We start from the raw sequence: 26219 nt of genomic DNA on the forward strand, positions 1-26219 counted from the left end.
CGGTGGACGGCGGGCGGGTGGCTGCGTGGTCTCTCAAGAATGCGGGCGTGGCCACTGCCGACAGTGCCGCGAAAGACCTCAGAAAAACCTCATGCGGGCAGCGCCGGAGGCTACGCTCCGGACATGGCACCGCAGCGCTCGACGTCGCACAGGGTCCGCGACATCGCCGAGCAGTCGGGGCTCTCGGAGGCGACGATCGACCGGGTGCTGCACGGCCGCGCCGGTGCCAGCCCCCGCGCCGTGCGAGCCGTGGAGCAGGCTGTGCTCGACCTCGACCGCCAGCAGACCCAGCTTCGCCTGGCCGCGCGCACCCTGCTGATCGATGTGGTGATCCAGGCACCGGCCCGCTTCAGCTCCGCGGTCAGGGCGGCGCTCGAGGACGAGCTGCCGGCCCTTCGTCCGGCCGCGGTACGGGCCCGCTTCCACCTGCGGGAGAACGCCGACGTGGAGGCTGCCGTCGACGTGCTCGACGGCCTCGGTCGTCGCGGTCGCGTCTGCCACGGCGTCATCCTCAAGGCGCCCGACGACCACCGAGTGGCCGCGGCCATCGCGCGGCTGTCAGGACGGGGGATACCCGTCGTCACACTCGTCACCGACGTGCGCGAGAGCGTGAGGGTCGCCTACGTCGGGCTCGACAACGCAGCTGCCGGCGCCACTGCGGCGTACCTTCTCACGCAGGTGCTCGGGGAGCGGTCCGGGGATGTGCTGCTGACGCTGAGCAGGTCGTCCTTCTTCGGCGAGCGCGAGCGGGCCGACGCCTTCACAGCGGCCCTCGCGCGCCTGGCGCCCCGGCGGCGTGTGCACTCGATCACCGACAGCGACGGCATCGACGCCACGATGAGCTCTCTCGTCTCCGACCTTCTTGCAGCGCAACCGAGGGTTCGCGCTGTCTACTCCGTCGGCGGCGGCAACCGCGCCATCGCCGAAGCCTTCGCGCTGCACGGCCGCCCCACCACGGCCTTCATCGCGCACGACCTGGACGAGGACAACGTGGAGCTGCTGCGCTCGGGGGTCCTGACGTCGGTGCTGCACCACGACCTCCACGCCGACATGCGGGCCGGGGTGCGGCAGGTGCTGCGAGCGCACCGGCTGCTCCGCGGCGCCCCCACCTCCGTCGCAGCCAACGTAGAGGTCGTCACCCCGTACAACATCCCTCCCCGTATCCAGGCGAGGTGACTCGCCCCGGGGTCGGTCGTTGACTGAGGGGTTTCTGAGGGGTGCGGATCGCTTGACCCTGACGGTGTCGCTGGCCACGCTGAAGCCACTCGACCACGCGGCGAACCACACCACTGAAGTCCGGGAGGTGGCATGAAGGACCTGCTCAGCGGCAAGGTGGCGTTGGTCAGTGGCGGCACGCAGGGTCTCGGTGCCGGCATCGCCAGGGCGGCCGCCCGTGAAGGCGCCAGCGTGGTCCTGACCGGCCGCAACACGGCGCGCGGCGAGGCGGTCGCGGCCGAGCTCCGGGCCACCGGGACCGACGCCGTCTTCGTCCGCGCCGACCTCTGCGACGTGTCGCAGGCCCGGGCCGCGGTCGCAGCCACCCTCGAGCGGCACGGACGCATCGACTCTCTCGTCAACGCCGCCGGGATGACGGCCAGAGGGACGATGCTCGACACCACGCCAGAGCTGTTCGACCAGCACATCGCCGTGAACCTGCGAGCCCCCTTCTTCCTCATGCAGGCAGCGATCGCCGACATGGTGCGGCGCGGAGAGCCGGGGACCATCGTCAACGTCATCTCCATCGACTCCCACGGGGGTCAGGCGTTCCTCGCACCGTACGTCGCCGCCAAGGCCGGGCTCGCGGGCTTGACGAAGAATGCCGCTCACGCCCACCGGTGGGACCGCATCCGGATCAACGGACTCAACATGGGGTGGTCCGCCACGGACGGTGAGGACGTCACCCAGCAGCAGACGAACGACGCCGGCGCGGACTGGCAGGAGAAGGCCGCCGCCGAGCTGCCGATGGGCAAGCTCGGGCAGGTCGACGAGATCGCCGACTTCGTGGTCTTCCTGCTCTCCGACCGCAGCGGGGTGGTCACCGGGTCCGTCATCGACTGGGACCAGAACGTCATCGGCGGCCTCGGCTGACGCGCCCGAACCGCGCGCACCCCCACCTCGTATCAAGGAGACAACCATGCGTCTTGGCCTCATCGGACTCGGCAGGATCGGCTCGTTCCACGCCGACACGCTGTCGCGGCTTCCCGTCGTCGAGTCCCTGGTCGTCACGGACGCGGTGCCTGCCGTCGGCCGGACCGTCGCGGAACGGGTCGGTGCCGAGCTGGCCGACTCTCCGGAGAGCGTCATCGGCAGCGGCGTCGACGCCATCGTCATCGCCGCCGCCACCCCCGCGCACGGCGAGCTCGTCAGGGCCGGCGTCGAGGCGGGCCTCCCCGTGTTCTGTGAGAAGCCGCTGTCCGGGGACCTCTCGGAAGCGATCGACATCGCACGCTACGTCAGCAGCAGTGGCGTCCCTGTCCAGGTGGGATACCCGCGTCGCTTCGACCCCGCCTTCAGCGCGGCCAGGTCGGCCGTCGAGGCCGGAGAGCTGGGGTGGGTCCACACCGTCCGGTCGACGACCCTCGACCCTGCGCCCGCCCCTCGCGGGTACGTCGAGACGTCAGGCGGGATCTTCCGGGACTGCAGCGTGCACGACTTCGACACCGTCAGGTGGGTCACCGGCCGTGAGGTCGTCGAGATCTACGCCACCGGCAGCGCCAGGGGTGCCGACTTCTTCGCCGAGCTCGGTGACGTAGCCACTGCGGCCAGCGTGCTCACCCTGGACGACGGGGCCACCGCGATCGTGTCGAACACGCGCTACAACAAACGCGGCTATGACGTGCGCCTGGAGCTGCACGGCACCGGCGACAGCGTCGCCGCCGGATGGAGCGACAGCACGCCCCTGCGCAATCTCGAGCCCGGAGTGAGCTGGCCGGCCGGTCCGCCTGCCACCTTCTTCATGGACCGCCTCGCGAGCGCCTTCTGCGCCGAGCTGCAGGCCTTCACCGACGTCGTCGCCGGTGCCCGGACATCACCGTGCACCGTGGACGACGCCCTGGCGGTCGCCTTCATCGCGGAGGCGGCTGCCCTGTCGCTCCAGGACCACCGTCCGGTGCGGATCGACGAAGTGCGACAGTGATCAGTGATGCCCTCGAGGGCCACGGGGCCGTGACAGCGCCCGCCGACGAGCTGCTCGCCACCTGTTGGACGACCGCCGGCGACGCCGCCCCGGACCGGGGCGACCTGCGCAGCCCACTCTCGCTGCGTGAACGCATCGAGGCCGCGTCGGCGGCCGGCTTCCGGGGTTTCGGCCTGCTGTCGGACGACCTGCCTGCAGCGGTGGCGGCATACGGCCTCAGCGGGATCCGAGCGATGCTCGACGACAACGCGATGGTCCATCTCGAGCTCGAGGGCATCCCGTACTGGTGGGACGACGGGGCGCAGCGACAGGAGTCCGACCGCGTCCGCCATGGGCTCCTCCAGGCGGCGGAGGCGCTCGGCGCCCGGCACATCAAGGTCACCCCCGACGGTGACGACGGCCCATGGGACCGCGGCCTCTGGGCCGCCAGGTTCGCCGAGCTCGCGGCGCAGGCAGAAGGTGTGGGCGCCCGGCTCGGGATCGAGTTCTTCCCCTGGTCGAACGTCAAGACGCTGAGCGACGGCCTGCAGCTGGTCGAGGAGGCAGGTCATGAGGCAGGCGGGGTGGTCATTGACACCTGGCACATCGCTCGCGGAGGCACTCCTCCGTCCGCGCTGTCGACCGTTCCGCTGCACAGGATCGTCGGCGTCGAGCTGGACGACGCGGATGAGCACGTCGAGGGAACCCTCTTCCAGGACACCGTCCACCGCCGCCGCTACTGCGGAGAAGGCAGCTTCCACCTCGCCGCGATGATCTCGGCCCTGCGCACCGCTGGCTGGACAGGACCATGGGGCGTCGAGATCCTCGCCGACGAGCACCGCGCCCTGCCGGTCGACGCGGCGGTCGCCCGCGCGGCTGCCGGCGCCCGCGCGGTGCTCGACCCGTCGCCCAGTGGCTGAGTCCGCGCCATGGCGATGACGACGCTGGTGCTGCTCGGTGTCGCCGCACTGCTCGTCGGGTTCGCCAAGACGGCGATCGGCGGCGTCGCGAGCATCTCGGTCGCGATCTTCGCTCTCGCGATGCCGACGCGGGAGTCGACGGCGGCCATCCTGCTCCTGCTGCTCGTCGGCGACGCGTATGCCGTGTGGCACTACCGGCGGGACGCCGACCTCGCGCTGCTGCGTCGCCTGATACCGGCGGTGCTGCCCGGACTCGCGCTCGGCGCGCTGTTCCTCGCGTGGGTCGATGACGCCACGTTGCGCCGCACCATCGGGGTGCTGCTGCTCGTCTTCGCCGTTGTCCAGCTCGTCCTCGTGTGGCGCAGCCCCGACACGAGCCGGATCTCCGACTCGCGATTCGCCGCGCTCGGCACCGGACTCGGGTCCGGGTTCGCGACCATGACGGCGAACGCGGCCGGGCCCGTGATGACGCTCTACCTCGTCTCGCAGGGCGTCGAGAAGCGCCGGTTCCTCGGGACCGGGGCGCTCTTCTTCCTGGGCGTCAACCTCTGCAAGGTGCCCTTCAGCGCCGGCCTCGGGCTGTTCACTGCGGGCACGCTGTGGCGCACCCTGGCACTGGCGCCGTTCGTCCTGCTGGGCGCCAGGGTGGGCCTGCACGTCGCACGCCGGCTCAGCCAGGCCCGGTTCGACCAGGCGGTCCTCGCCGCGACGGTCGTGTCAGCGCTGGCGCTCGTCGTGCGCTGACCCACGCGGCGCGGAGAAGGACTTCAAGGTGATCCGGGGCGCAGAACGGACAGACGGGTCCGGTCCGGCGACAGGTCGCCGGACCGGACCCGGTTCGCGTGACGTCGGGCCCTTTCGAGGGGCGCTCAGGCGTAGAAGGCCGGCTTCTCGATCATCTCGACCTCGACGACCCCGTCGTCGGTGAGGGCCTTGACGCCGGCGTCACAGACGCACGCGGCGGCATACCCGTCCCACGACGTCGATCCCGTGTGCTCACCGCGGGCCACCGCGCTGATCCACTCCTGGACCTCGGTCACGAACGCGCCCCAGAAGCGGTCGTTGTGGTCCCGGGCGATCGAGTTCCGGTGGCCGGCGACGTCGCGCACCTCGACGCCGTTCTGGTCGGCCAGTGACACGGTGCCCTTCTCGGCGACGGCCTCGCAGCGGATGTCGTAGCCGAACTGGCAGTTGACGAAGATCTCGTCGTCGACGCGCACCCCCGACTCCGTCTCGAGGACCAGCACGAGCGGGTCCTGCAGGTGCCCGAAGCGCAGCGACGTCTTCTTCGGCTTGTCCACGCGCGCCGAGACGAACTCCTCACCGAGCAGCCAGCGCATCGTGTCGACCTCGTGGATCGCCGTGTCGTTGATGGCCATGTCCCACGTGTAGTGCTGGGGCACAGTGGGATTGCGGTGGGCGCAGTGGACCATGAGCGTCTCGCCCAGCTCGCCCGAGTCGAGCAGCGCCTTCATCTGCCGGTAGCTCCGGTCGAAGCGACGCATGAACCCGACGGTCACGAGGCGCCGTCCAGCCGCCTGTTCCGCATGCATGATACGCAGCGCGGCCTCCGCGGTCGGCGTGAGCGGCTTCTCGCAGAAGACGGGCTTGCCGGCCGCGATCGCCGCGAGCACGTCGACCTCGTGCGCCGGCCCGTAGCTGCAGATCATCACGGCGTCGACCTCGGCGGCGGAGATGAGCTCGGCCGACGACGCGTACGCCGTCCCACCGATCCGCGCCGCGACCTCCTTGGCGCGGACCTCGTCGACGTCGCTGACGGCGACGACGCGGCCGCCGCCGATGACGGTGTGGATGCGGTCGATGTGGGCCTGGCCCATCCCTCCGGGGCCGATCATCCCGATTCGAACGGTCATGTCGGTGACTCCTTCGTCACGTGGGGCTCAGCGGAGGCCGAGGCCGATGGAGGCGAGGTACTCGCGGGTCTGGATGGCGTTGGGCAGCGGGTAGGACGGGTCGCAGGGGTACATGTCCTGCTCGCACACGACGTAGAGCTCCTTGTCGAGGTCGGCCAGCGCCTCGACGAGCGAGGGCATGTCGGGCGCTCCGGCGGGCGGAGCCACCGAGCAGCCCTTGGCGACGGCGAGGCCGAAAGGCCAGTCCTCGTCGTGGGCCTGCTTCACGAGGGCCTCGTCCATGGCCTTGATGTGGACGTAGGAGATCCGCTCGGGGTACTGGCGGCACAGCTCCATCGGGTCACCGCCGCCGTAGACGACGTGACCGGTGTCGAGGCAGAAGCCGACGTAGTCCGGGTCGGTCGCCTGGAAGATGCGGTCGATGTCCTCGGGCGTCTCGATGTGGCTGTCCCCGTGCGGGTGCAGCACCATCTGCAGGCCGTAGTCCTCCTTCATGATGCGGCCGAGCCGGTCGGCGTTGCGGATGTAGGCGTTCCACGCCTCGGTCGAGAGCACCCGGTCGTCGGTGAACTCCCACGTCTTGTCGTCGCGGAAGAGCGGCGGCAGGTGCACGATGTACTCCGCCCCCACGGCGGCATGCGTCTCGGCGATCTCACGGAACGTTTTCTCGGTGTCGGCCCAGGCCTCCGGCCTGTGCAGGATGCCCCAGCCGGTGCCGGCGACGACGCGGAAGCCGCGCTTGTCCATCTCCTCCTGGAGGCGCTTCGGGTCCTTGGGGAAGTAGCCGAACGGCCCGGTCTCCATGACCGAGAAGCCGGCCTCGGCCATCTCGTCGAGCGCTGTCTCCCAGTGGATCTGCTTGTCGTCATCCGGGAACCAGACACCCCACTGGTCGGGGCACACGCCGATCGTCAGCTTGCAGTAACGGTCGTCGGTGTTGCGGGCCTTGGACTCGGCCATCGTGAAAGGTCCTTTCAAGGGAGGGCGGGGGAGGCGTACGTACGCGTCGGGCTGGGGACGCCAGCGCGTCAGTCGTTCTGCGGGAAGCCGAGGTTGAGGCCGCCGTGGCTCGGGTCGAGCCAGCGCGACGTCACGACCTTGCCGCGGGTGAAGAAGTGGACGCCCTCGATGCCGTGGGCGTGCGTGTCGCCGAAGAGCGAGTTCTTCCAGCCGCCGAACGAGTAGTACGACACCGGGACCGGGATCGGCACGTTGACACCCACCATGCCGACCTCCACGTTGCGCTGGAACTTCCGCGCCGCGCCCCCGTCGTTGGTGAAGATCGCCGTGCCGTTGCCGTAGGGGTTGGCGTTGATGAGCTCGAGCCCCTCGTCGTAGGACCCGACGCGCACCACGGAGAGAACAGGGCCGAAGATCTCGTCGTCGTAGACCGACATCCCCGGGCGCACGTTGTCGAAGAGGGTCGGCGCGAGGAAGTAGCCCTCACCGTCCGAGTCGACGTCCCCCTCGCGCCCGTCGACGACCAGAGTCGCGCCGTCGGCGACCCCGGAGTCGAGGTAGGAGGCGACCTTGTCGCGGTGCTGCTTCGTCACGAGCGGCCCCATGTCGCAGCCTCGCGTGCCGTCACCGGTGACGAGCTTGCCCATGCGGTCCTTGATCTTGCCGATGAGCTCGTCGGCGATCGGCTCGACGGCGACGAGCGCCGAGATCGCCATGCACCGCTCACCGGCGGAACCGAAGCCGGCGTTGACGGCAGCATCGGCGGCGAGGTCGAGGTCGGCGTCGGGCAGCACGAGCATGTGGTTCTTCGCGCCGCCGAGGGCCTGGACCCGCTTGCCGTGGGCCGTTCCGGTCTCGTAGACGTACCTCGCGATCGGCGTCGACCCGACGAACGACACGGACTTGACGTCGGGGTGCGTCAGCAGCGCGTCGACGGCTTCCTTGTCGCCCTGGACGACCTGCATGATGCCGTCAGGCAGGCCGGCTTCCTTCCACAGCGCGGCGATGGCCACGGCCGCCGACGGGTCCTTCTCCGAGGGCTTGAGCACCACGGCGTTGCCGCACGCGATGGCGATCGGGATGAACCACAGCGGCACCATCGCGGGGAAGTTGAACGGGGAGATGACGGCCACGACGCCGACCGGCTGGCGGATCGAGTAGACGTCGACGCTGGTGGACGCGTTCTCGGTGAAGCCGCCCTTGAGCAGGTGCGGGATGCCGCAGGCGAACTCGGCGACCTCGAGGCCGCGGGTCACCTCCCCGACGGCGTCGGACAGGACCTTGCCGTGCTCGGCCGTGATGAGGGCGCCGATCTCGTCCTTGCGGGCGTTGAGCAGCTCGCGGAAGGCGAAGAGCACCTGCGTGCGCCTGGCCAGTGACGCGTCGGCCCACGACTCCCAGGCAGCCGCGGCCGACGTGACCACCTCGTCGACGAGCGACGCCGAGGCCAGGTCGAGCGTGCCGGTCTGCTCACCGGTCGCGGGGTTGAAGACGGGGGAGGTGCGCTCGGCGGTGCCGGACCAGGGCCGGCCGTCGACGAGGTGGGTGATGCGGGTGGGCGTGCTCATGCTGGGTCCTTCGGGTGAGACAGGGCGTGTGCCGGGTGGCCGGGTCAGGGGGAGACGAGGGTGGGCGGCGTGGCCCACTTGTCGAGGTAGGAGCGGATGGTGTCGCGCATGTAGGTGCTCGACTCACGCGCGCGGTCCTCCCAGGCGAAGACGCAGGAGGTGACGATCCCGTCGAAGCCGATGCGCTCGAGGCCGGCGAAGAGCTGGGCGAAGTCGACCTCGCCCTGTCCGATGTCGAGGTGCTGGTGCACGGTGACCTGGGCGCCGGGCGGGTTGACGATGTAGCGCAGCCCGGAGGAGGCGGTGTGGTCGTAGGCGTCGGCGACGTGGACCATCGTCACGAGATCGCCTGCCCTGTCGAGGATCCCGTCGCAGTCGTTGCCCTGGTGGAACGTGTGCGGTGCGCAGTAGAGGAAGGAGACGTCGGCGCGGTTGATGCCGCGGACGATGTCCACGGCGCGCTTGCCGTCCTCCTCCCAGTCGTCGGGGTGCGGCTCGAGCACGAGCCGGATGCCCTCCTTCTCGAACACGGGCAGCAGCTCGTCCATCGAGCGCCAGAACTGTCGTTCGCAGGCCGCGGCCTCACGCGGGTTGCCGTTGAGCTCGGAGTTCATCGTGTCGACGCCGAGGTCGCTGGCGATCTGGACGGCCCGCTTCCAGTAGCGGACGGCGGCCTGCCGGTCCTCCTCGTCCGGTCCGGACCAGCGGAAGAGCGGCAGCACCGACGAGACGCCGACGCCCGCCGCGGCCAGCGCCTTGCGGAAGGCCGCCACCCCGGCGTCGTCGACCCGGGGGTGGTTGAAGAAGGGGATGAAGTCGTCCCGCGGTGACAGCTCGATCCACTGGTAGCCGAGGTCGGCCACGAGGCCGGGCAGCTCGAGCAGCGGCGTGCCACGGAACATGTAGGGGTCGAGGGCAAGCTTCATGCGGGCGGACTCCTTCGTCGGCCGGGTGGTTCAGTGGCCCGCGTGAGGCGGGGCGAGCAGCGGGCGCTGGGCGCCCTTGTGGTCGACGTACTCCGCGTATGCCGTCCGCGTCGTCTCGAGGTCGCTGACCTGCGAGACCGGCACGTCCCACCACGCCGCGCTGTCGGGGGCGTAGACCCTGGGGTCCGTCTCGACGTGGATGACGACGGGTCCGCCGTCGGCCGGCCACGCCTTGGCCTCCTTGATCGCCTGGCGCAGCTCGTCGACCGAGTGGACCTCGATGACGTGGGCCCCGAGGGAGCGCGCGTTCGCGGCCAGGTCCACCGGGAGCACCTCACCGTCGAGCCGACCCGAGCGCCGGTCCCGGAACCGGTAGGCGGTGCCGAAGCGCTGCGAGCCGAGCGACTCCGACAGCGAGCCGATCGAGTGGAAGCCGTGGTTCTGCACGAGTACCACGACGACCTTGACCCGCTCCTGCACGGCGGTCACGAGCTCGGTGGGCATCATGAGGTAGCCGCCGTCGCCGACCATCGCGAAGACGTCGCGGGACTCGTCGGCGAGCCGCACGCCGATGGAGGCCGGGACCTCGTAGCCCATGCAGGAGTAGCCGTACTCCACGTGGTAGGCCTTGCGGTCGCGCACCCGCCACAGCTTGTGGATGTCGCCGGGCATCGAGCCGGCGGCGCAGAGCACGACGTCGCGCGGGTCGGTCAGCTCGTTGACCGCGCCGAGCACCTGGCCCTGGGTCAGCAGTCCCTCGGCGAGCCGGTCCGTCACGTCGGTGGGCGGGTTGAAGGCACCCTCGACAGCGGCGTCCCACTCGGCCCACAGCGAGGCCTGGCGCCCCCGGTAGGCGTCGTCGACGGCATACCCCTCGAGGGCGTCGGTCAGGGCGGTGAGTGCCTCGCGGGCATCGGCGACGACCGACAGCCCCGCGTGCTTGCCGGCGTCGAAGCGGGCGACGTTGATGTTGACGAAGCGAATCCCGCTGTCCTGGAAGGCGGTCCGTGAGGCGGTGGTGAAGTCGCTCCACCGCGTCCCGATCCCGATGGCGACGTCCGCCTCGGCAGCCAGCGCGTTGGCGGCGGTCGTGCCGGTGGAGCCGACCGCGCCCATCTGCTGGGGATGGCCGTGGGGGAGCGAGCCCTTCCCGGCCTGCGACTCGCCGACGGGGATGCCGGTGGCCTCGCAGAACCGGCGCAGCGCGTCCTCGGCGCCGGAGTAGTGCACGCCACCGCCGGCCACGACCAGCGGACGCTTCGCGGAGCGGACGATGGCGGCGGCGTCGGCGATGTCGACGGCCTCGGGCAGGGGGCGCGCGACGCGCCACACGCGCGGCGCGAAGAGCTCGACCGGCCAGTCGTGGGCCTCGGCCTGCACGTCCTGCGGGAGGGCGATCGTCACGGCACCGGTCTCGACGGGGTCGGTGAGCACCCGCATCGCGCCGAGCAGCGCGGACGGCAGCTGCTCGGGCCGGCTGACCCGGTCGAAGAACTTCGACAGCGGGCGGAAGGCGTCGTTGACCGTCACGTCGGCGGCATACGGCAGCTCCAGCTCCTGGAGCACGGGGGCGCTGACCCGAGTCGCGAAGGTGCCAGAGGGCAGCAGCAGCACGGGGATCCGGTTGATCGTCGCGAGGGCGGCGCCGGTGAGCATGTTCGTCGAGCCGGGGCCGATGGACGCCGTGCACGCCCACGTCTGGAGGCGGTCCTTCTGCCGGGCGTAGGCGACAGACGTGTGCACCATCGCCTGCTCGTTGCGGGCCAGGACGTAGGGAAGGCGCTCCGCAGCGTCCGCGCCGTCCGCCTGGTCGCATGCGAGCTCGTTCTGCAGCAGCGCCTGGCCCAGCCCGGCCACGTTGCCGTGACCGAAGATGCCGAAGCAGCCGGCGAAGAGCTTCTGCCGCTCGCCGTCGCGTTCGCTCCACTGGTTGGCGAGGAATCGGACGACGGCCTGGGCGACGGTGAGCCGCACCGTCGAGGAGGTCTGCTGGTCATCGCGCGTCATCGGGTGCCTCCAAGCGGGAGTCGGGGGTCGACCTGCTGGTCGGACCAGGTGTCGCGGACCCAGCCGTGTGCGGGGTCGTCGCAGATGAGCCAGGCGCGCTCCTCACCGGGGCCGGCCATGACGTTGAGGTAGTAGAGGTCGTAGCCGGGCGCGGCCATCGCGGGTCCGTGCCAGCCGTGCGGCACGAGGACGACGTCGCCGGAGCGCACTTCGGCGAGCACGTCGATGGGACGGTGCTCGGTGCCGTAGACACGCTGGTAGCCGATGGGGTCGGTCCCCGCGGCGGGCGGGGTGCCGGCCTCGGGAGCGATCTCGAAGTAGTAGATCTCCTCGAGCTGCGTCTCCTCGCCCGGCCGCTCCTCGTCGTGCTTGTGCGGCGGCCACGAGCTCCAGTTGCCGGCCGGCGTGACGACCTCGCAGGCGATGACCGAGTCGGCGTCGAGCACGCCCGGGGTGCCGAAGTTTCGCACCTCCCGGGACGCGATCCCGGCCCCGCGCAGCTCCACCGGCACGTCTGCGGCCGCGACGTGCCGGAACGGGAAGCGGGCCGTCGCCGAGGCGGTCACGGCGAAGACGACGGCGACCCGCGCGTCCCCGACCGCCGTGACCCGAAGGCTCGACCCGGCAGGGACGTAGGCGACGTCGGTGGGCCCGGTGAACACCGACGCACGACCGTCCAGCTTCGCCTCGTCGCTGCCGCTCGACCCCTCGGCCACCACGACGACCGACCCGGACAGCGGCACGACGACGTGCTCGCGGTGGCCGCCCTCGAAGGTGCGTGTCTCACCGTCGGCGAGCCGCCCGGCATACAGGCCGGTGTGCTCCCACCCCGACGCGTCGGGTTCGACGACGACGTCCCAGCCGTCGCGCGACGTGCTGCCGTGCGGCCGGTGCCAGCTCATGCCGCACCGTCCCCGGCGCCGTGGACGAGGCCCGCCGCGACGTCGACCGCGGCGGCCACGTCGCCGTCGGGTGGGAAGAGCAGGGCGCGGCCGACGACGAGGCCACGCACCGCGGGCAGCTCGAGCGCGCGGCCCCACGACGCGTACGTGTCCTGCGGGTCGCCCTGGGGGTCGCCGCCGAGCAGGAGGGTGGGCAGCGTCGTCGCGTCCATCACCCGCTCGAGCTCGTCGACGACGGGCAGCTTGAGCCACGAGTAGGCGCTCGAGGCGCCCAGGCCGGCGGCGATGTGGACCGACTTGATCGTGGAGTCGGGATCGAGCTGGTTGACGACGCGGCCCTTCTGGCGGACCGAGAGGAACGGCTCCACCATGGCCATGAGCCGGTGCTCGGCCAGCTCCGTGACGGCCCGGGCGCTCGCCTCGAGGGTCGCGACGGTGCCGGGGTCGTCCAGGCAGATCCGGGTCAGCATCTTGCCGCCGTCGAGGCCGCGCGCGGCGATCTCGGCCGCGCTGTAGGCCGTGAAGCGGTCGTCGAGCTCGAAGCTGGCTCCCTGGAGGCCACCACGGTTCATCGAGCCGATCGCGACCTTGCCCTCGAGCGCTCCGAGCAGGAGCAGGTCGTCGAGGATGTCGGGGGTGCCGAGCACGCCGTCGACGCCGGGCCGCCCCAGTGCGGTGACGAGGCGCTCGAGCAGGTCGCTGCGGCTGGCCATGGCGGCGCCGGCGCCCCGGACCCCGAGGGCGCCGCGGGCCGGGTGGTCCGCCGCGACGAGGAGCATCCGGCCGTCCTCGCGGACGAGCGGGCGCCGCTCGCGCGCCGCCCAGGCGGCCGCGATGCGCTGGGGCTCGCGCACCCGGATCTCGGTGAGGTCGGCGACCCGGACGGTCGGGCTCACGGGCGTGGGCGCGGTGGTCATCGTGCCTCCTCGGTGACGCGGGCGTTGGGTGGGGCCTGCCGGTCGCGGCGGGCCAGGCGCTCCTCGACCTCGGCAGTGGTCGGCATGGCGGTGGAGCACTCGAGCCTCCCCGCGACGATCGCGCCGGCGACGTTGGCGAACTCGAGGGTGCGCGTCAGGTCCCACCCCTCGAGCAGGCCGTGGCACAGCGCCCCGCCGAACGCGTCCCCGGCGCCGAGGCCGTTCACGACCTGGACGGGGTGGGGCCGCACCTCCACGCGCTCGTCGCGGGTCGCGGCCAGCACGCCCTTGGGCCCCTGCTTGACGACGGCGAGCTCGACGCCGCGCTCGAGCAGCGCGTCGGCCGCCCGCTGGGGGTCGGTCTCGCCGACGGCGACCTCGCACTCCTCGCGGTTGCCGACCGCGACGGTGACGTGTTCGAGGGCCCGACCGACCTGCTCGGCGGCCTCGGCGGCGCTCGACCAGAACATCGGGCGGTAGTCGAGGTCGAGGACGGTGTGCGGGCGGCGTCCTCGGGCCTCCCAGCCGCGGAAGTGCGCCGAGCGGCTCGGCTCCTGGGACAGCCCCGTGACGGTCGACCAGTAGACGCCGGCGTCGCGGATCGCCTCGAGCGGCATCTCGTCCGCCTCGACCAGGAGGTCGGGGGCGGTGGGGTAGCGGTAGAACCACAGCGGGAAGTCGTCCGGGGGGAAGACCTCGCAGAAGGTGACCGGCGTCGGCGGCCCCGGCACGGCCGAGACGAAGGTGTCGTCGACCCCGAAGTCGCGCAGCGCCTCGTGGATGTAGCGGCCGAAGGCGTCTTCACCCGTGCGGGTGATGAGGGCCACGCGGTGCCCGTGCCGGACCGCTGCGACGCTGACGTTCGTCGCGCTGCCGCCGAGGAACTTCTGGAAGGTCTCCACCTTCTCCAGACCGACGCCGTGCTGCAGAGGGTAGATGTCGACGCCGGTCCGGCCGATCGCGACGACGTCGTAGACGTGGTCGTATGCCGTGTCGCCGGGTGCCGTGGTCGGGCTCGTGCTCTCGGTGCTCACCGTGGTCCCTCCTTCACAGCGCCGGGATCTCGCCGAGCGAGACCGGGCGGTTCTCGCGGCGGGAGAGCTCACAGGCCTCGGCGACGCGGAAGGCCTCGAGGGCGTCCGCCACCGTGCAGGGCGAGGCCAGCGTTCCGCGGGCCACGGCGGCGAAGGCCGTCAGCTCGGCGCGGTAGGCCGGCAGGAAGCGCTCCATGAAGGACCGGTGGCGAGGGCCCGACGGGAAGGTCGCGCCCCCCTCGGCGGAGGTGACGGCCAGGGAGTCGTCGTAGCCGACCCCGACGGTGCCCTCGCTGCCGAGGACCTCCATGCGCACGTCGTGGCCGGCGCCGTTGTAGCGGGTGGCCGACACCGAGACGAGCGTGTCGTCGTCGAGGGTGAGCACGGCGGCGGCCGTGTCGACGTCGCCGGCCTTCGAGAAGAAGTCGGCGCCCTTGTTGGCTCCGGTCGCGTAGACCGCGGAAACCTCACGGCCGGTGACGAACCGGATGATGTCGAAGTCGTGGATCGAGCAGTCGCGGAAGAGGCCACCGCTCGTGGGGATGTACGCCGCGTGGGGCGGCGACTGGTCGTGCGTCTGCGCCCGGATGCTGTGCACGAAGCCGAGCCGTCCGGTGGCGACGGCCTGCTGCGCGCGCTGGTAGCCGCAGTCGAAGCGGCGCTGGAAGCCGACGTGCACCGGGGTGCTCGTCGTGGACACGAGCCGGGCAAGGGCCAGCGTCTCCTCCAGCGTGGCGGCGACCGGCTTCTCACAGAACGTGGGCACGCCGGCCGCGAGACCCATCCGCAGCAGTGGTGCGTGACCGGGTGTCGCGGTGGCGATGACGAAGCCGTCGACTCCGGAGTCCAGCAGCTGCGCCGGCGAGGCGGCGAAGCCGACCTCGAGCTTGTCCGCGACTGCGCGAGCCGCATCGGCGTCCAGGTCCACCACGACGACCTCGTCGACGTCCGGCAGGTCGCGCAGGGTCTCGGCGTGGAACGCCCCGATGCGGCCGACTCCGGCCAGTCCGATGCGCATGTGCACACTCCCTCAAGTGGTCTCGGTGGTGGGACGATCGTCCAGCCCGGCCACACGCCGTGTCAAGCAAATGTCAGGACATTCTGATGTTTGCTCAAACCCTTGACACGACATCAGAAGCAGAGGCATTCTCCAATCGCAGGCACTGACGCCGGGACCGGCAGGCATCTCATTCACGAGTGGCGATGCTTGCCACGGCGCACACACCAGTGTGACCACCGACGGCCCACCACGTCCGCCGGTTCGGCAAGTTCCACAGATTCTCCGGGCGACGACCTCGCCCCACACCGTCCGCTCGGACGCGACGCCAGCCAGACCCTCGCAACTGCACATGACACGACAGCACCGGGGTCGGGCTGTCCCGACACCCCTTCGGCCCGCACCGGCACGTGCCAGGCGGCACACGGCATACGGCCCCACCAGACCGACGGATCCTCCGTCACCCAACGTCGCGCCACTCGGCGACCGGGCCACCGCGACGCAACGAAAGGAATCAACGATGACTCCGACTCGGACTCGCAAGAGTGTGACCGCCGCCGTCGCCGTCGCCGCCACAGCGACGCTGGCCCTGGCCGCCTGCAGCGGCGGTGGCGCGCAGAACACCACGTCGACCGGTGGCGGCGGGGGTGGCGGCAACAGCGGCTACACCTTCGCCATGATCACGCACGAGACGCCAGGCGACACCTTCTGGGACCGCATCAAGGCCGGCGCGCAGCAGGCCGCGAAGGACACCGGCTCGAACCTGAAGTACTCCTCGGACCCCGACGCCAGCAAGCAGGCGGTGCTGATCCAGAACGCCATCGACTCGAAGGTCGACGGCATCGCCACGACCCTGGTCACCCCTGACGCGCTCATCCCCACGATCAAGAAGGCCGTCGCAGCCGGCATCCCGGTGGACTCGTTCAACTCGGGCATCGACTACTTCAAGCAGGCAGGGTCGCTGACGCACTTCGCCTCCAACGAGAAGCTGGGCGGCGAGGAGGGAGGCAAGCGCGCGGCCGCCGCCGGCGCCACCAAGATCCTCTGCACCATCCAGCAGACCGGGTCGGTGGCCCTCGAGGACCGCTGCGCCGGCGTCAAGCAGTCCTTCCCGAACACCGAGAACCTGCAGGTCAACGGCGCGGACGACGCGGCAGTCACGAGCGCGATCCAGGCCAAGCTGACCGAGGACAAGACGATCAACTGGGTCATCACCCTCGGCGCACCGCAGGCCCTCGACACGATCAAGGCGGCCCAGACCGCCGGGCGCACGGACGTCAAGATCGGCACGTTCGACACCAACCCGGACGCGGCGCAGGCGGTCAGCGACGGCAAGATCCAGTGGTTCATCGACCAGCAGCCCTACCTGCAGGGCTACATGGCCATCACCCAGCTCTACCTCTTCAAGAAGAACGGCAACGTCCTCGGTGGCGGCCAGGCCGTGCTGACCGGCCCCTCCTTCGTCGACAAGTCGAACATCGACACGGTCCTCCCGTTCATCAAGCAGAACACCCGCTAACCGCCTCGAGGGGGCCGGGTCCGTCCAGGACCGTCCGCCGAGGACCGTCTGTCCGAGGATGGTCCTGGCGGGCTCGGCCCCCGCCGAACAGCACTGGAGCTGTCATGAGTAGCACCCCCGTCAAGACGGACCCGTCGCCGTCGGCCCCCACCGAGGCCTCCAACCGGGTCACGCTGGGCTGGTCCAACCGGTTGTTGGCTCGACCCGAGATCGGCGCCCTCGTCGCGGCGATCGTCATCTTCATCTTCTTCCTGATCGTCGCGCCGGCCTTCCGCACCCCCGCCTCGTTCTTCACCGTCCTCTACCAGTCCTCGACCATCGGCATCGTCGCCGTAGGGGTCGGCATGCTGATGATCGGCGGTGAGTTCGACCTGTCCGCGGGCGTCCTGGTCACCACGGCGGGGCTCTTCAACGCGATGTTCTGCTACCAGCTCGGGATCAACCTGTGGGTCGGCGCGGTCCTCTCGCTCGTGCTGTGCCTTGCGATCGGGTTCCTCAACGGCTACCTCGTCATGCGCACCGGCATCCCGAGCTTCCTGATCACCCTGGGCACCTTCTTCGTGCTGCAGGGGGCGAACCTCGGCGTGACCAAGCTCGTCACGGGGTCGGTGTCCAGCCCGAACATCAACCAGATGGCCGGCTACGACTCCCTCAACTGGGTCTTCGCCCACGAGTGGCAGATCGGCTCCGTCACGCTGTCCATCACCGTCATCTGGTGGTTCCTCTTCGTGGCGCTGTCGGGCTACGTGCTGCAGCGCACCAAGATCGGCAACTGGATCTTCGCCGTCGGCGGCAACGCCGCCTCGGCCCGCGCGGTCGGTGTCCCCGTCACCCGGGTCAAGGTCGGCCTCTTCATGACCGTGGCGTTCCTCGGGTGGTTCGCCGGCATGCACTACCTGTACAACTACAACACCCTGCAGGCCGGCAACGGCGTGGGCAACGAGTTCCTCTACATCATCGCCGCGGTCGTCGGCGGCACGCTGCTGACCGGCGGCTACGGCAACGCGATCGGCGTGGCCATCGGCGCCTTCATCTTCGGCATGACCAGCCTGTGCATCGTCTACGCCGGCTGGGACCCCAACTGGTTCAAGGCCTTCCTCGGCGTCATGCTCCTGCTCGCCGTGATGGTCAACTCCTACGTCAAGCGACTCTCGACCGCCCGGAAGGTGGGCTGACATGACCGACACCCTGCACGAGCACGCCGACCGCGAGCTGCACAAGGGCGAGCCGCTCGTCGAGATGACCGACATCGGCAAGACCTACGGCGCCGTCCGCGCCCTCAAGGGCATCAACCTGACCGTCAGGGCCGGGGAGGTCACCTGCGTCCTGGGCGACAACGGCGCCGGCAAGTCGACCCTGATCAAGATCATCTCCGGCTTGCACCCGCACAACGAGGGCACGATGAAGGTCGACGGCAAGGAGGTCTCGTTCTCCTCGCCGCGTGACTCCCTGGCGCACGGCATCGCGACCGTCTACCAGGACCTGGCGGTCGTCAACCTGATGGAGGTCTGGCGCAACTTCTTCCTCGGCTCCGAGATGGTCTCGGGCGGAACCCCGTTGGCGCCGCTGAAGATCAACGACATGAAGGAGATCGCCGACCAGGAGCTGCGCAAGATGGGGATCGTCGTCAAGGACATCAACCAGCCCATCGGCGAGCTCTCCGGCGGCCAGCGCCAGTGCGTCGCCATCGCCCGGGCCGTCTACTTCGGCGCACGCGTCCTCATCCTCGACGAGCCGACGGCGGCGCTCGGCGTCAAGCAGTCCGGAGTCGTGCTGAAGTACACCGCCGCGGCACGCGACGCGGGCCTCGGCGTCGTCTTCATCACCCACAACCCGCACCACGCCTACCTCGTCGGCAACCACTTCGTCATCCTCAAGCTCGGCCAGGCCGTGCTCGACAAGAAACGCTCCGAGGTGGCGCTCGACGAGCTCACCCGCCAGATGGCCGGCGGCGACGAGCTCACCGAGCTCTCCCACGAGCTGCAGCAGGGAGCGGGGTGACGTCATGAGCGTCGCCGTCGCCCATCACGCCAGCAGCTCGAGCGGTGCGGCCCTGGAGGAAGGAGCCCGCCAGGCGGCATACCGCGGGACGGACCTCGTCGTCGTCCACGTCGTCGACTCGCTGGACAACGACATCGCCGAGGCCAACCGGGCCGGCATCTCCGACGCGGTGGAGAAGGCGCTGAGCGCTGCCGACCTACCGGACCTGCGGTGGGACGTCCGGCTCGTGGCAGGCGGCCGGGAGGTCGCGGAGGTGTCCGCCGCCCTGCTGGGCGCGGTGGAGGAGCTCGGCCCCGACCTGCTGGTCATCGGCGCTCGACGACGGTCGCCGGTCGGGAAGGCCTTCCTGGGCAGCGTCGCCCAGAACCTCATACTCGACGCCGAGGTGCCGGTGCTCGTGGTGAAGAGCCCACGGTGAGGCCGTCCCGGCGGGGGAGAGGCACGACCACGGTGGTCCACCACCTCGGCTCGTCGTTAGTCTGCGGCCATGCCCCAGCCCGTTGACGTCCGCATCGACCGCGAGACGCCGGTTCCGCTCTACCACCAGCTGGCCGAGCAGCTGAGCGCGGCGATCGCCCGGGGCGACCTGCAGCCGGGCGACGCGTTCGAGAACGAGGTGGCCATGGCCGACCGCCTCGGGCTCTCGCGGCCGACCGTGCGCCGGGCCATCCAGGAGCTGGTGTCACAGGGGCTGCTGCTGCGCCGCCGCGGGCTCGGCACCACGGTCGCCGGTCGCCAGATCCACCGGCGGGCCGAGCTCACGAGTCTCTACGACGACCTACGACGAGAGGGCTCGGGGGACCCGCGCACCGTGGTGCTGACCCACGAGGTCACCACCGACGACGTGGCCGCGGCGGCGATGGGCCTACCCGCCGACACCCCCCTGCTCTACCTCGTCCGGCTGAGGCTGGACGGTGACCGGCCGCTGGCCATCCTGCGCAACTGGCTGCCGCCGGCATACTCGGACGTCAGCCGGGAGGACCTCGAGCGGGACGGACTCTATGCGCTGCTCCGCAGTCGCGGCGGCAAGCCCGTGGTCGCCCACCAGCGCATCGGAGCCCGTCCACCGTCGGCCGACGAGCGCAAGCACCTGAACCTGCGGCCGTCCCAGCCGGTCCTGACCATGTCTCGCACCGCTTTCGACGCCATCGGTGGCCCCGTCGAGTACGGCGACCACTGCTACCGCGCCCAGGACTACTCGATCGAGGTCATGCTCGACGAGCGCTGATCGACCGGGCGCGCCAGTTCCCAGTCGCGGCGGGGCCTTGACGGGTGCCAGGGCGCGGGACTTCTCTGGAAGGACCACGACCTTGAGGAGGGTGGCATGTCCGCATCGGAGAACAAGGCACAGGCCGAGGCTGCCTACAAGGCCTTCGCTGCCGGCGACCTCGAGAACGTCATGAGCAACATGGCGGACGACATCGAGTGGATCGTGCCGGGGGACAGCGGGATCAGTGGCACCTACCGGGGCAAGGACGAGGTGGCGGGCTACTTCAGGACGATCGCCGGCAAGTCCTTCCGGACGGAGCCGCAGCAGTTCATCGCAGAGGGCGACCACGTCGCCGTGCTGACCCGGATCACGGTGGACGGACAGTCCGCGGACCAGGTCGACGTGGTCACCTTCCGCTCGGACGGCAAGGTCGCGAGGTTCCAGCCCTTCGGAGACACGGCGCTCCAGGAACGCGTGTGGGGCCGGAAGTAGCCCGCGACCACGCCGGGACTGCCTGCGGGTGAGGCGGGCACCCGCCTCACCCGCAGGCAGCGGTCGTCACGCGGTGGTGCGGTAGATCCCACGTCCGTAGGTCGCGACATAGAGCTTGCCGTCCGGGCCCTCGACCGCCTGCGTGGCGATGGTGACCGGGATGGCGTCCCGCGACCACCGGGGCGAGCCGGTGCGCAGCGACGCGAGCGTCGTCTCCACGACCCCGAGGTCGGTGGCCAGGACCACCCGTCCCGTCGACGTGATGAGGAGGTTGTCGGCGGGGACGTCCGGCAGGTTGCCGCTGACGTCGGTCCAGGTGGCCACCGCCTGGCCCGCGGAGTCGGTCGCCCCGGTGAGGGTGACCTTCCACAGGTGGCCCGCTCCTGCCAGGTCACTGCCCGGCCCGTCGACCCAGCTGCGGGAGTACCCACCGAACAGCACGTACGAGCTGTGCGCGTCGGCTGGGTCCGGCGTCACCCCGGTGACCATCCGCAGGGGGGCGCCGGCCGGCGCGGCCACCTGCTGGTAGCTGCCGTTGGCGTTCGTCATCAGCCCGCGAGCGAAGCTCGAGCCGGGGTTGCACGAGCCGCACCAGCCCGCCCACACGACGTGGTTGCGGCTGGCGAGTGCCGTGATGGAGTGGCCCGCGCCGGTGTCGGCGGCCTTGGTCCAGTCCGCGCCGCTCGTGCTCGCCCATGTCTTGGTGTTGGTCCAGACGTACTCGCCGCCGGCGACCCATGTGTTGGGGTCGGTCTGGTCGGCGCTGAACGGGGCGATGAAGCGAGGCAGCGGGTCGGCCGGCGCGATGGTGACGATGGAGCTGTCCGAGGCCGCGCTGCCGTCGGCGACACCGCAGTTCGTCGTCATCTGCAACGTCAGGTCGACGTACTCGCCGACCGTGCGGCACCCGTTCTCGGGGTCGACGAGCTGCTGGCCACCGTCGCCTCCGTAGGGCGAGACCATCACGCCGTTGTTGGCGGGGTCGAGCAGCGAGACACCGTTGTCCTGCAGGCCGCCCCACACCTGCACCTGCCCTGGGTGGGCGACATCCTTGCCGACGCCGACCGAGTAGTACTGCAGCAGGTTGAGCTGCCCGGAGGTCGACAGCGAGCGCCAGGACGAGGCCGTCGGCGAGACGGCCCGCTGGTAGAGGCCGCCGTCGTTGCCGACGTACACCTGGCCGGCGCTCGTCCCGGAGCCGAAGGCGATGGTGTGCTGGTCGGAGTGGAGGACGTTGCCGTCACAGGTGTTGTCGGCGTCGATGTTCGACCAGCAGGGGAAGCCGAAGTCCCAGTACCGTCCGATGGTCTTCCAGCTCGTGCCACCGTCCCAGGACTCGTAGACCTCTTCGAGGCCGACGTAGACGTGCTTGGCGTTCGCCGGGTCCACGCCGATGAACTGGTTGTACCAGGACTGCACGCCAGGGGCGTAGCCCTTGCCGATCCGCTGCTTGCGCTCGGCCGACCCGCTCTGGGCCAAGGTGCTCGGGTTGGCGATCTGGTTGTAAGGACCTGCGGCGGCACCGGTGTCGGAGACGTAGACACCCGCCAGCGCGCTCGCGGCGCCGGAGTTCAGGGCAGTCGGGGACTCCAGGACGACGTACAGCTTGGACCCGTCAGCGGAGTACTGCACGGTGGCGTTGCCCACGTCCTTGGGGTTGATCGCCCCCAGCGGGTTGACCTTCGCCCACGTGGCGCCGCCGTCGCGGCTGAGGTAGAAGCCGTTGTATGCCGCGCCGCTGCGCCACGCCACGTTGGCGAGGATCACCTGGCCGCCGGTGCCCGGTTGGACCGCCACGTCGTTGGCGATGTCGCGGTAGCTGGCGTTGACGTCGGTGCACGAGACCATGCCCTGCGCGCAGGGCGCGAGCGACCGGTTCCACGCGGTGTTCGAGGCCCCCGACAGGGAGTGCACGTAGAGGCCGCGTGAGGCGGCGACGAAGACGCGCCCGTTGGCCGCGTCGACGAGGATGCGCCGGATGACCTGGCTGTCGAGCTCGGTGCCGCCGACCTTCGAGGCGGCCGAGAAGGTGGTGGTGTCGGGCGACGCGAGCCGGAAGACGCCTGCGCCGACGTAGGTGGTCGAGCCGGTCGTGCCGTCGCCCGTGGCCACCCACAGGGCGCCGTCGGGCGCGATCGACATGCTGCCGATCGACTGGGTCGGCAGGGCATCGGCGATCGGGGTCCACGAGGTTCCGTTGTCGCAGGAGCGCTTGATGCCCCCGGCCGCACCCCCGGCGAAGATGCAGTGGCCGTCCACGGCGAGCGCCTGCACCCGACCGCTCACGTAGCCGGCGCCGCCACTGCTGTTCGACGCGCTCGGGTCGCGGTAGCGCGGGTCGTCCGAGTTGTACGGGACGTTCGTGATCGAGGTCCACGACGACGAGGCCGCGGGGAGAGCGGACAGCTGGCTGTAGGCCGCGGCGTAGGCCCCGGGGGCGACGAGCCCGGTGGGGGCCGAGCGCGCCTGGGCGAACTCCGCCTGCGAGGTCATCAGCTCGGCCGCCTGGTCGCCCGCGTCGACGAAGCGGCCGCCGCCGCCTCCGCCGCCCCCGCCGTTGCCGGCATAGCTGGGCAGAGCGAGAAGCGGCGTGAATGCAAGAGCCGCGCCGGCCACGACGCAAAGGGCCGCTCGGCGTACACCGCGGCGCTTCGTGGCGGAGACATCAGGAGTGAGAATCATCTGTAGAACCCTCCCTGCCGGGCGCCCTTTGGTCGGGCGCGCACGTCATCCCGTCATCTGGAGATGCGGGTCCCGTGTCGGTCGTCCCCGCTCGAAGTCCGGCACAGAATGGCTTGACTTTAGACCCGCGAGCAGAATGGCGCTGCCTCTTCGACAGGCTTAGGAATTGGGCCTCGGCAGGAGAACAGCTTGAGCATCAGGTGTTCGGCGTAGGACGTGGCGTTGACGTCCACCGCACATCGGCTCGGCGCGGGAAGATCTCCCCATGGCTCGGGTTCTGCTGTGGTGGACGGTCCTGGTGGCATCGGTGGCGATGCTGGTCATTGCCCTCGGTGACCGCTCCGGTCGGTGCGTCGACGCTCCGGACCCGAACGCCACTTCGTGCTCGAACCAAGGTGCGGGAGGACTGGTTCTGGCCGGCCTCGCCGCCTTTGTGCTGTCGGTCTGGATGCTGCGGCGCGCGTATCGCTCGCGGCGCCGTTGAGGGCGGCGCCGCCCGTCCCGCCGGTCTTTCCGTTCAAGCCCTGCAGCTTCGGCATGCCCATCTCGGGGCGAGCCGATCTTGTCGTGCGCGGCCATAATGAGCAGGGCGCCGAAACGTGGACGACGGCGCTTTCGACAACGCATCGGTATCTCATTGTGCACGTGCGAACAGCGGGCCCGGTCCCCGCCGGAGATGGTTGCTTGTGAGCAGCCTCGAGCCGACGGCTGTCGTTCTGGTCGGCGCGACGCGGCGAAAGCAGGAAGTCCCGCGGGCGCAGTTGGTGAGCTCAGTCCACCTCGTTTCCAAAGGGGTCAGGGTGAGCCATTGCTCGTCCACGTGAAACCCGAGAACCGCGTTTGCGGCGAGAATGCCGCGGTTCTCGCCGGCGCCACACCCGCTTCGGGGCGGGGGAGTGGTCTGGGGCGATCAGGTGCGGAGGCGGAGGCGAGCGGTGATGCGGCTCGCTGTGGCGGCCGCGTCGTCGCCGACGCCGAAGAGCAGCGACGAGCGGCGCCGACGCAGGAAGTGCACCCCCACGAAATGCAGGTCGGGCGCCACGAGGCTCTCGCCGTCCGCATGGACCGGGAAGCCCTGTGCGTCCACCAGGCCCGGCACATCGACCCACTCGGTGTAGCGCGACCGGAAGCCCACGGCGACCACGACCGCGCCGAACCCTCGTAGGTCGAGCTCGGTCGGGGCGGTCGTGTCCAGGGCCGCAGGCTCCAGGATCTCCGGGACCGCGAAACCGTCCCGACGGCAGACGGCGGCGACGCTGTCGCACACGAAGCGGAAGCCGGCATCCCCGGCGGCGATCACCTCTGGGAGGTCGGGCGCGAAGCGGGCACGGTGCCCATCGACGTCGAGCAGGTGCCCCATGAGCCGCACCCCCAGCCCGGCGAGGGTCCGGTAGTGCAGGTCGTGCCCACCGCCGGCGCCGCTGGCCTGGAGGTTGGCGCCGTGCCGGGCGGCCGGACTCGCCAGCTGCTCGGGCGTCTGCTCGTAGAACGAGGAGTCGATCAGCCACTCGAAGACGTCTCGGCCGCCGACCCGGCGCAGGAACCACGGCGCCCGGCCGCACGCCATCACCACCTCACGTCCCGAGAGCACGAGCTCCTCGGCTATCTGGCAGGCGCTCTGCCCGCTGCCGACGACAAGAACCGGGCCGTCCGGGAGGCTGCCCGGGTTGCGGTAGCCGAGGACGTCGACGCACAGGACGTCGGCGGACAGCCCGGCCACGGCTGCCGGTCGCAGCGGCCGCTGGTAGGCCCCCGTGGCGAGCACGACGACTCGGCTGTGGATGGTCTCGCCGTCGGTGGCGAGCTCGTAGCCTCCGGCCTCTCGGCGCCCCAGCCGACGCACGGGCACACCCTCGCGGACGCGGCCCAGCCGGCCGGCATACGCCTGGAGGTGTCCGGCGATCTCGGCGCGGGTCAGGTAGCCGCCCGGGTCGTCGCCGGTGTACGCCGCCCCCGGTAGGCGCACGGTGTGGTTCGGCCCGACCAGGGTGAAGCTGTCCCACCTCCCGAGCCAGGACGAGCCGACCGTGGTCGCCTCGAGGACGACGTGCTCGATTCCGCGCAGGCCCAGCTCATGGCTCGTTGCGAGGCCGGCCTGCCCCGCCCCGATGACGACGACGTCGATGTCCTCGGACACCTGCCCACCGTCGCACCTCGGCGTCCGCCCCGTCACCGGAACCGGATGCGCGTGCGAGTTCCGCTGGCACACTCCCGAGCATGGCCACAGCCTCGCAAGGCAGCAGACGCTCACCACGCCGCATACCGGCACTCACGGTTGCGGTGGCCGCCGCCATGCTGCTCGCAGGCTGCACGAGCGAGGGCGCGACCGGGCCGCGTCCGTCCACAGTGCACGGCACCACGGCTGCGCCGACGATGACAGCTGTGCCCGAGGCGGCGCAGTGCGTCACTCACCAGGACCTCGGGCGGGACGCCGGCGTCGACCTGCCGTTCAAGGATCTGCTCCAGGGAAGGGTGGCCCGCGGTGTGGACGTGAACGACGCGTTCACGCCGGGGCCTGACGCGAGAGACGCCGGTAGCTGCGGCGCGGTGCTTCCTGGCGGGGACGACGTCTGGTGCGGGCAGCCGGCGCCGTGGGCGTCCCTGGGCTGGGACCAGTTCACGATCGCATCCGGAGCCACCCGGGTCCGCCGTGTCGGGGTCAGCACGGACGAGGGTCGGTCGAGCTCGGGCGGGCAGGTCTCACGCTCGCTCTCCTACGTCGAGCTCGAGCTGGGCGGCGCCGACCCGAAGGGTGTGGCCGACTTCGTGCGGCGAGCATTCCAGCGGTGCGCGCACGGCACCGCCGCTCAGGTTCAGGGACTGTCTGCCGTCACCGGCGAGGTCCCCTCCATGGTCGGGGGCGTGCACGAGGCCGACGCGTTCGCGTTCCTGACGTCCAAGCGCGTCGCCTGGGTCATCCTCGACGGGCGGCCGTGGACGCCGGCAGAGCGCAAGCGTGCCCTCGCCGCGATCGCGGGCCATCTCCGTCAGGGGTGACCCGGCGAGGGACCGAACCACGATCTACCTCGTGCCAGGTCCTTCAACCAGAGGCCGCAGGGTTGGGGGTGGACAAAATGCCGCGAACCTTGCAACCG

At 70.7% G+C, this 26219-nt stretch carries 24 protein-coding genes; 13 read left to right on the plus strand and 11 right to left on the minus strand.

The window, feature by feature from the left end:
• The first annotated feature begins 123 nt into the window (after positions 1-123).
• The 5 genes from ABD241_RS04770 to ABD241_RS04790 all read left to right on the plus strand — a co-directional run bounded on the left by ABD241_RS04770 (position 124) and on the right by ABD241_RS04790 (position 4779).
• Positions 124-1176, plus strand: coding sequence for a LacI family DNA-binding transcriptional regulator (locus ABD241_RS04770; protein ID WP_344058936.1), 1053 nt, complete (start codon positions 124-126; stop codon positions 1174-1176).
• A 132-nt stretch (positions 1177-1308) separates the two neighbouring features.
• Positions 1309-2088, plus strand: a complete 780-nt coding sequence (locus ABD241_RS04775) for an SDR family oxidoreductase (RefSeq protein WP_344058938.1) — start codon at positions 1309-1311, stop codon at positions 2086-2088.
• 46 nt (positions 2089-2134) lie between these two features.
• A complete protein-coding gene (locus tag ABD241_RS04780; RefSeq protein ID WP_344058940.1) occupies positions 2135-3136 on the plus strand; it encodes a Gfo/Idh/MocA family protein in 1002 nt (333 codons plus the stop codon).
• Positions 3133-4035 carry a sugar phosphate isomerase/epimerase family protein gene (locus tag ABD241_RS04785; protein ID WP_344058942.1) on the plus strand — a complete coding sequence of 301 codons (903 nt, stop codon included), beginning with the start codon at positions 3133-3135 and terminating at the stop codon, positions 4033-4035. Before ABD241_RS04780 ends, ABD241_RS04785 begins: the two co-directional genes overlap by 4 nt.
• Positions 4036-4044: 9 nt before the next feature.
• Positions 4045-4779, plus strand: a complete 735-nt coding sequence (locus ABD241_RS04790; protein WP_344058944.1) for a sulfite exporter TauE/SafE family protein — start codon at positions 4045-4047, stop codon at positions 4777-4779.
• Positions 4780-4904: 125 nt separating this feature from the next.
• On the opposite strand, the gene ABD241_RS04795 is transcribed toward ABD241_RS04790, so the two are convergent.
• From ABD241_RS04795 to ABD241_RS04835, 9 genes are all read right to left on the minus strand, one after another.
• Positions 4905-5909 carry a Gfo/Idh/MocA family protein gene (locus tag ABD241_RS04795; RefSeq protein ID WP_344058947.1) on the minus strand — a complete coding sequence of 335 codons (1005 nt, stop codon included), beginning with the start codon at positions 5907-5909 and terminating at the stop codon, positions 4905-4907.
• A 27-nt stretch (positions 5910-5936) separates the two neighbouring features.
• Positions 5937-6869: a TIM barrel protein gene (locus ABD241_RS04800; protein WP_344058949.1), complete on the minus strand. Its 933-nt coding sequence runs from the start codon at positions 6867-6869 to the stop codon at positions 5937-5939.
• A 68-nt stretch (positions 6870-6937) separates the two neighbouring features.
• A complete protein-coding gene (locus ABD241_RS04805) occupies positions 6938-8437 on the minus strand; it encodes a CoA-acylating methylmalonate-semialdehyde dehydrogenase (RefSeq protein ID WP_344058951.1) in 1500 nt (499 codons plus the stop codon).
• A 44-nt stretch (positions 8438-8481) separates the two neighbouring features.
• Positions 8482-9363, minus strand: coding sequence for a sugar phosphate isomerase/epimerase family protein (locus ABD241_RS04810; RefSeq protein ID WP_344058953.1), 882 nt, complete (start codon positions 9361-9363; stop codon positions 8482-8484).
• A 30-nt stretch (positions 9364-9393) separates the two neighbouring features.
• A complete protein-coding gene (gene iolD, locus ABD241_RS04815; protein WP_344058955.1) occupies positions 9394-11370 on the minus strand; it encodes a 3D-(3,5/4)-trihydroxycyclohexane-1,2-dione acylhydrolase (decyclizing) in 1977 nt (658 codons plus the stop codon).
• Positions 11367-12272: a 5-deoxy-glucuronate isomerase gene (iolB, locus tag ABD241_RS04820; protein ID WP_344058957.1), complete on the minus strand. Its 906-nt coding sequence runs from the start codon at positions 12270-12272 to the stop codon at positions 11367-11369. The genes iolD and iolB overlap by 4 nt, the downstream gene beginning before the upstream one ends.
• Positions 12269-13189: a Cgl0159 family (beta/alpha)8-fold protein gene (locus tag ABD241_RS04825; protein WP_344058959.1), complete on the minus strand. Its 921-nt coding sequence runs from the start codon at positions 13187-13189 to the stop codon at positions 12269-12271. Before ABD241_RS04825 ends, iolB begins: the two co-directional genes overlap by 4 nt.
• Positions 13186-14223, minus strand: coding sequence for a 5-dehydro-2-deoxygluconokinase (gene iolC, locus ABD241_RS04830; protein WP_344058961.1), 1038 nt, complete (start codon positions 14221-14223; stop codon positions 13186-13188). Before iolC ends, ABD241_RS04825 begins: the two co-directional genes overlap by 4 nt.
• A 13-nt stretch (positions 14224-14236) precedes the next feature.
• Positions 14237-15241, minus strand: a complete 1005-nt coding sequence (locus ABD241_RS04835) for a Gfo/Idh/MocA family protein (protein ID WP_344058963.1) — start codon at positions 15239-15241, stop codon at positions 14237-14239.
• A gap of 499 nt (positions 15242-15740) precedes the next feature.
• Here ABD241_RS04835 and ABD241_RS04840 point away from each other — a divergent pair, with 499 nt between their 5' ends.
• From ABD241_RS04840 to ABD241_RS04865, 6 genes are all read left to right on the plus strand, one after another.
• Positions 15741-16739: a substrate-binding domain-containing protein gene (locus ABD241_RS04840; RefSeq protein WP_344058965.1), complete on the plus strand. Its 999-nt coding sequence runs from the start codon at positions 15741-15743 to the stop codon at positions 16737-16739.
• Positions 16740-16843: 104 nt separating this feature from the next.
• Entirely contained in the window at positions 16844-17914 is a 1071-nt protein-coding gene (locus ABD241_RS04845) for an ABC transporter permease (protein ID WP_344058967.1), read from the plus strand.
• Position 17915: 1 nt separating this feature from the next.
• Positions 17916-18740 (plus strand): ATP-binding cassette domain-containing protein, encoded by an 825-nt coding sequence (locus tag ABD241_RS04850; RefSeq protein ID WP_344058969.1) that lies wholly within the window; start codon positions 17916-17918, stop codon positions 18738-18740.
• Positions 18741-18744: 4 nt separating this feature from the next.
• Positions 18745-19158 carry a universal stress protein gene (locus ABD241_RS04855; protein WP_344058971.1) on the plus strand — a complete coding sequence of 138 codons (414 nt, stop codon included), beginning with the start codon at positions 18745-18747 and terminating at the stop codon, positions 19156-19158.
• Between the two features lie 69 nt (positions 19159-19227).
• Positions 19228-19968 (plus strand): GntR family transcriptional regulator, encoded by a 741-nt coding sequence (locus tag ABD241_RS04860; RefSeq protein WP_344058973.1) that lies wholly within the window; start codon positions 19228-19230, stop codon positions 19966-19968.
• A gap of 96 nt (positions 19969-20064) precedes the next feature.
• Entirely contained in the window at positions 20065-20442 is a 378-nt protein-coding gene (locus tag ABD241_RS04865) for a nuclear transport factor 2 family protein (protein ID WP_344058975.1), read from the plus strand.
• A 66-nt stretch (positions 20443-20508) separates the two neighbouring features.
• Here ABD241_RS04865 and ABD241_RS04870 read toward each other — a convergent pair whose 3' ends face one another.
• The gene (locus ABD241_RS04870) at positions 20509-23124 is read right to left on the minus strand and encodes a WD40/YVTN/BNR-like repeat-containing protein (RefSeq protein ID WP_344058977.1); all 2616 of its coding nucleotides are present in this window, start codon (positions 23122-23124) and stop codon (positions 20509-20511) included.
• 265 nt (positions 23125-23389) lie between these two features.
• On the opposite strand from ABD241_RS04870, the gene ABD241_RS04875 reads away from it, so the two are divergent.
• Positions 23390-23608, plus strand: coding sequence for a hypothetical protein (locus ABD241_RS04875; protein ID WP_344058979.1), 219 nt, complete (start codon positions 23390-23392; stop codon positions 23606-23608).
• A gap of 426 nt (positions 23609-24034) precedes the next feature.
• On the opposite strand, the gene ABD241_RS04880 is transcribed toward ABD241_RS04875, so the two are convergent.
• On the minus strand, positions 24035-25261 hold the full coding sequence (locus tag ABD241_RS04880; RefSeq protein WP_344058981.1) for a flavin-containing monooxygenase: 1227 nt from the start codon (positions 25259-25261) through the stop codon (positions 24035-24037).
• Between the two features lie 80 nt (positions 25262-25341).
• Between ABD241_RS04880 and ABD241_RS04885 the strand changes: the two genes are divergently transcribed.
• Positions 25342-26121: a hypothetical protein gene (locus tag ABD241_RS04885; RefSeq protein ID WP_344058983.1), complete on the plus strand. Its 780-nt coding sequence runs from the start codon at positions 25342-25344 to the stop codon at positions 26119-26121.
• The last annotated feature ends 98 nt before the right edge of the window (positions 26122-26219 follow it).

This window comes from Terrabacter lapilli, from assembly GCF_039531305.1.
Lineage (GTDB): Bacteria > Actinomycetota > Actinomycetes > Actinomycetales > Dermatophilaceae > Terrabacter > Terrabacter lapilli.